Genomic DNA, 6,156 nt, shown 5'->3' on the forward strand with positions numbered 1-6,156 from the left:
TCATCATACCCGGAGGAGAATGATCGGGATATAAGGGGCGCCATTGATGGCGACCGGCGGATCCGTGAAATACCTGAAACTACTGCGCAATTGAGCTATGTCCTGTAGGGTCGCCATTTATGGCGACCGCTGCGCTGCCTGCGGCTGGCGCTTAAACACCCAGAACGCCCAGCTGTGGTACAGCAACGTCAGCGGCAACACAATCAATAAACCCGTCACCACAAACCCCTGCGTCACCGGCGAGGAGGCCTGCTGGTGCATCTCCAGCTGCCACGGCAGCAACCACGGATAAAGCCCGCACGCCAGCGCCGCGACCACCACGCCCGTCTGCACCAGCGTGATCATCAGCAACGCCACCATCGCTTCACGCCACAGCGTGAGCAGCTGCAGCAGCCACAGCGCAGGCAACAGGCTCAGCAACACTTTTCCCGGCCAGCGCTGCCAGCTCTGCTGCCACAGCGCCGGCTCCAGCAGCAGCACGGCAATAAAGCAGGCCAGCATCACCACCCACCACAGCATGGCCAGCGCCCGCGCCCGCTCTACCACCGGCTCGCCAATGCGCCAGCACAGCCAGCAGCAGCCCAGCAGCAGATCAACCGCCACCAGCCCGAGGCCGCACAGCAGCGGCACCAGCGAAAAATCAATCACAATCCCGCTGGGCGGACGCGAAACCAGCATCAAGCCGCTCATCCAGCCTGGCAGAAACGCCGCCAGCAGCGAGCTGACCATCAGCAGCCGGTCCAGCCAGCGTCGCCCGGTCTCGCCAGGCTGACCGCGATACGCCAGCGCCAGCCCGCGCAAAAACAGCGCCAGCAGGAAGAGAAACAGCGGCACCTTCAGCGTTTGTAACAGTAGACTGTACAGCGGCGGAAACAGCGCCAGCATGCCGCCTGCCAGCAACACCAGCCAGGTTTCATTGGCATCCCACAGCGGCAGCAGGCTGTGCACCATCCACTGCCGTTCTTGTGGCTGGTCGAAACTGTATAGCAGCATCCCCACGCCGCTATCCGTGCCATCCAGCGCCAGATACATCAGCAGGGCAAACAGCAGGAGCACAGCAGAAAGTTCGACCAACATCCTCATCCTCCTCAGGCTGGCGTCTGTATGGTTTCCGCTACCGCCGTCGCCTGCGGATCCGGCAGCGGCGCCGCCAGGTGGCGCAGCAGATAACACAGGCCAAAGGCAAAACTCAGTGCGTAAATCACCACCACCGACACGAAAATGGCGACGCTGCTGCCGAGGGACATTGGCGCCAGGCTATCGGCGGTACGTAGCATGCCGTATACCGTCCACGGCTGCCGGCCGACCTCCGTCACCACCCAGCCCGCCAGCAGTGCAATGAAGCCAGCCGGTGACATCAGCGCCAGCAGACGCAGCACGCGCCGCGACTGATCAAGACGACCGCGCCAGCGCTGCACATTGCCCGCCAGGCTGCTCAACAGCATCAGCAGCGCCAGTCCCACCATCAGGCGAAAGGCAAAAAACACCGGCAGCACCGGCGGCAGGCTGTCGCGCGGAAACTCACCCAGGCTTTTGATGTGGCCGCTGAGGTTATGGCGCAGGTAGAGCGAGCCGATAGCCGGGATCGCCAGCTCGGCGTGATTCCGCTGCTGCGCCTGATCGGGCAGCGCAAACAGCCGCAGCGGCTCGCCCTCCCCTGGCGCAGGCGGCTGCCAGCTGCCCTCGATCGCCGCCAGTTTAGCAGGCTGATAGTCACGGGTGTTTTCGCCATGCAGATCGCCCACTACCATCTGCAGCGGCAGGATGCACAGCGACACCGTCAGCGCGCTGCGCAGCATCAGCCGGCTGGCGGCCTCGCCAGCATTACGCAGCAGGCGCCACGCTGCGACGCCACCCAGCAAAAACGCCACGCTGATCCATGAGGCCAGCAGCATGTGCGCCAGCCGCCAGCCAAACGAGGGCGCGGAAATCAAACTCCAGGCGCTGTCCGGCGTGAACTGGCCGGCGTCATTGAGCGTAAAACCGCGCGGCGTTTGCATCCAGGAGTTAGCGGCAAGGATCCAGAAAGCGCTGAAAATCGCGCCAAGCGCCACCAGACAGGTAATGGCGAAATGCACGCCGGGTTTCACCCGATCGATGCCAAACAGCATCACGCCGGTCAGCGCCGACTCGAGGAAAAAAGCGATCAGCACTTCATACAGCATCAGCGGACCGATAATGCCGCCCGCTTTGCTGGCAAACACCGACCAGTGGGTGCCGAACTGAAACTCCATGATCACGCCGGAAACCGTGCCAATCGCCACGGTGAGCGCGAATACCTTGATCCAGAAGTGCAGCGCCTGATGCGCTTCCGGCCGCCTGCCCCATAGCCAGCGCGCTTCAAACCACACCAGAAACGGGGCCAGCCCCAGCGTCAGTGCTGCCAGGGTAATATGCATGCCCATCGTCAGGGCAAACTGACCGCGCGCGATCAGCAGCACCCAATCCTGGCTACTCACGGCTCGGCTTACCGCTGTAGCGGGTTATCGGCTTCTCCTCATCACCCTGCATTGCGCGCGCGAAGGTTTCCAGCGCCGCCAGCAGGGGCCGGATGCCCTGCCACAGCGCCTCATCATTCAGCAATTTGAGCACGCCACTGACGCCCGGCGCGCTTTTCTCCTGCTGCGCCGTGCCGCTGGCCGGCTTCATCGCCAGCAGGGCATCGCGCAGCGCCAGCAGTAAATGGTTGAAACGCTCCGGCGGTACGGTGCTGAGGGTCATAAACAGCAGCGACAGGTTCTGAACCGCATTTTGCGTGCCGGGCCGGTTAAGCCCGGCGGCGACGATTTTGCCGATGTCATTGTTAGCTTTTACCATGTCATTAGCCAGGCGCAGGAAACCGTGCTGATGCAGATTCTCCAGCAGTTCGTTCAGCGCCTCCTGCGCGCTGGGTTCGGTGCGCGTCGGAGTGGGTTGATAGTGCAGCGGTTCGGCCATTAGCTTTTCTCCGGATGCGAAACGTGTTCAGGCGGCAGCCGGTATTCAGGCTGCTGCCATTTTTGTTCAACGGGCAGATGATCCAGCGGCGTGCGCTGGCCGTGGCGGAAGTTGTGCAGCGGAATCGGATGCGGCTGTGGCGCATGCGCCAGTTTGCGCATCGTCACCGCAATCTCTTTGTAGGCCGGGGTGTTGACGTCGGGATCGTGGTGTTCACCGGTCAGCCCGTTCACCCCCGGTTTGCCGTGGTGGATAGGAATGAACAGCACATTGCCGGCCATCCGTTCGGTCACCACTACCGGCACCTCTACACTGCCCCGGCGCGAACGCAGCTCCACCCAGTCGCCCTGCTGTAATTGCCGCTCCTGCGCCAGCTGCGGCGAAATCTCAACAAACCAGTTGGGCGACAGCGATTTGATGCGTCCGCCCTGCCCGGTCTGATTAGTCGACTGGAAATGCTCCAGCATACGTCCATTGTTCAGCAGCAGGTCGTACTGCGCATCGGGCGCTTCCATCGGTGGCTGCCACGTCAGTGGATACAGACGCGCTTTGCCATCAGGAAAGGCGAACGCCTCGGTATACAGCAGCGGCGTGCTGCTGCCGTCGGCGTTTACCGGCCACAGCTGTGACTGCCAGCCGACGAGGTTCTCATAGCTGACCCCGGCAAATAGCGTGGCGATACCCGCAGCTTCTGCCATGATGGCGCCGGGATTCGGGTAGTGCCAGTGATGGCCGAGACGCGCCGCGACCTCAGTCAATATCTGCCAGTCAGGCCGGCTGTCGCCGAGCGGCGCAAACGCAGGCGAGAAGTGCTGAATGCGCCGTTCGGTATTCACGAAGGTGCCCTCTTTCTCCAGGCTGGGGCAGCCAGGCAGCACCACATCCGCGAACTGAGCGGTGCGACTCATGAAGATGTCCTGCACCACCATGAAATCCAGCCGGCTGAAGGCTTCGTGCACTTTGGTCGAGTCCGCATCAGAAAAGGCGGTCTCTTCGCCGATGATGTACATGGCGCGCACCCGCTGTTTATGCGCGTCTTCCACCATCATGAAGTTATCCAGCCCGGCTTCATCGGAAAGCGCTTCCGGTGCCACGCCCCAGGCGCGCGCCCATTTTTCCCGCACCTGCGCATCGGTCACTTTTTCGTAGCCGGGATAGACATTGCTTAAGCAGCCAAAATCGCTGGCGCCCTGCACATTATTGTGACCGCGCATCGGGTAGCCACCGGTGCCGGGGCGACCGTAGTTGCCGGTGACCAGCAGCAGATTAGAAAGCGCGGTGCTGGTATCCGCACCGTGGCTGTGCTGCGTAATGCCCATCGCCCACAGCAGGCAGGCGCTGCCCGCGTTGCCAATCATCTCGGCGGCTTCGGTCAACTGCGCCACGCTCAGACCGGTGACTTCACTGGCCATCTCAAGCGTAAACGGAGCCAGCGAGGCGCGGTATTCCGCCACCTGATTCACGCGCTCGCGCAGGAATGCTTCATCAGCATAACCGTGGTCAAACATGTAGCGCGCCATCGCCGACGCCCACACCATGTCGGTGCCGGGGCGGATGCGCAGATAACAATCGGCGCGCTCGGCCATTTCGTGACGGCGCGGATCGACCACCAGCAGTTTCTGTCCGCGATGTTTGTGGCTCTGTTTGATATGTGAAGCGAAAACCGGATGATTTTCCGCCAGGTTGCTGCCAACGGTGATGATCAGGTAGGTCTGCTGCAGATCGCGCAGCGTACCGGCATCGCCGCCGTAGCCCACGGTGCGAAACAGCCCTTCCGTCGCCGGGTTCTGGCAATAGCGCGAGGAGTTGTCCACGTTGTTGGTGCCGAAAATCAGGCGGGCGATCTTCTGCGTCAGGTAGGCTTCCTCATTGCTGGCTTTACTGGAACCAATAAAACCAATCGCGTTACCGCCGTGCTGGCGTGCCACCGCGCGCAGGCCGTCGGCCACGCGCTGTAGCGCCTCTTCCCAGCTGGCCGGGCGGAACTGGCCGTTTTCACGAATCAGCGGCGTGGTCAGCCGGTTTGGGCTGTTCACAAAATCCCAGCCAAATTTGCCTTTGACACAGGTTGAGATGCCGTTGACCGGCGCATCGGCCACCGGCTGGATTTTGAGGATGTGGCGATCGCGCGTCCAGACTTCAAAACTGCAGCCGACGCCGCAATAGGTGCAGACGGTTTTGTTTTTTTTGATTTCGACTTTGCGCAGCGCATCATCGATCAGCGAAATTCCGGTGATCGGCTCCATGCCGATGCTGTTTTCCAGTGATTTGACGAAATCAATCAGCGGCCGCTTCAGGTCTTCATCCATCGCGGTGAAGGGACCGGCGTCGGGCTGCATGGTTTTTTCCAGTAGCGCGTTGCACGGACAGACGGTCACGCAGTGCCCGCAGCTGACGCAGCTGGAACCGGCAATCTGCGTCCCGCCATCCCACAGCACGCGCGGGTGATCGGCGCTGTAATCAATCGACAGCGTCTCATTCACCTCGACATTCTGGCAGGCCTCCACGCAGCGTCCGCACAGAATGCACTGATCCGGATCGTAGGTATAAAACGGATTACTGTGGTCTTTGCTGTCCGGTTTGCGCTGGTAGGGGTAATACTGAATCGGAATGTGCATGTCCGCGACGGTGTTATGTAACGTGCAGTCGCCGGTGTTGTGTTCACACACCGTGCAGTAGAGTTCGTGGCGATTGAGGATGCGGTCCATGCCCTCCTGCTGTGCCGCCTGCAGTACCGCACTCTGGCTGACCACGCGCATGCCCTCAGCGCTGCGTAACGTGCAGCCGCGCACCGCTTCGCCATCCACCTCAACCCAGCAAACATCACAGGTTTGCAGCGGCGGCAGCGCCGGGTGATAACAGACATGAGGCAGTTTTTTTCCCTGCTCCTGCAGAAAATCAATTAACGGTTGATTTGCGGTTCCGCTTAAGCGCTCACCATTAAATATAATGGTACATTGTGCTTCGCTCATTTAACGCCTCGTTTAAGCCATCGCTCATAATTATTCGGGCCGGCCAGCGCCGGTTATTATGTAAAGTTATGCTTAGAGCTTAGAAACAAATATCTTTCGTGCAAGCAGGCCGATTCGCTTAATAACTCGCATGGCTTACGCAGCGTTAAAATAATCATTGCGTTAGTGATTTTGTAACTAAAAATATCATTTCAGTTACGCCCGTCCCGCTTTAATAAATCGCGACTGCTTATTTTTTGACGTGACA

4 protein-coding genes are annotated in these 6,156 nt (G+C 60.5%); all 4 read right to left on the reverse strand.

What is annotated here, in order from left to right; genetic code table 11:
• Nucleotides 1–117: 117 nt before the first annotated feature.
• From QMM04_RS20170 to fdhF, 4 genes are read right to left on the reverse strand one after another with little or no spacing between them, the layout of a single operon-like run.
• Nucleotides 118–1,077 (reverse strand): cytochrome d ubiquinol oxidase subunit II, encoded by a 960-nt coding sequence (locus QMM04_RS20170; protein ID WP_282996860.1) that lies wholly within the window; start codon nt 1,075–1,077, stop codon nt 118–120.
• Nucleotides 1,078–1,088: 11 nt separating this feature from the next.
• Nucleotides 1,089–2,459, reverse strand: coding sequence for a cytochrome ubiquinol oxidase subunit I (locus QMM04_RS20175; protein WP_282996861.1), 1,371 nt, complete (start codon nt 2,457–2,459; stop codon nt 1,089–1,091).
• The gene (locus QMM04_RS20180) at nt 2,452–2,937 is read right to left on the reverse strand and encodes a DUF1641 domain-containing protein (RefSeq protein ID WP_282996862.1); all 486 of its coding nucleotides are present in this window, start codon (nt 2,935–2,937) and stop codon (nt 2,452–2,454) included. Before QMM04_RS20180 ends, QMM04_RS20175 begins: the two co-directional genes overlap by 8 nt.
• Nucleotides 2,937–5,909, reverse strand: a complete 2,973-nt coding sequence (gene fdhF / locus QMM04_RS20185; RefSeq protein WP_282996863.1) for a formate dehydrogenase subunit alpha — start codon at nt 5,907–5,909, stop codon at nt 2,937–2,939. The genes QMM04_RS20180 and fdhF overlap by 1 nt, the downstream gene beginning before the upstream one ends.
• Between the last annotated feature and the right edge of the window lie 247 nt (nt 5,910–6,156).

Origin of the sequence: Pantoea sp. Pa-EAmG (assembly GCF_030024295.1) — a bacterium.
Lineage (GTDB): Bacteria > Pseudomonadota > Gammaproteobacteria > Enterobacterales > Enterobacteriaceae > Pantoea > Pantoea dispersa.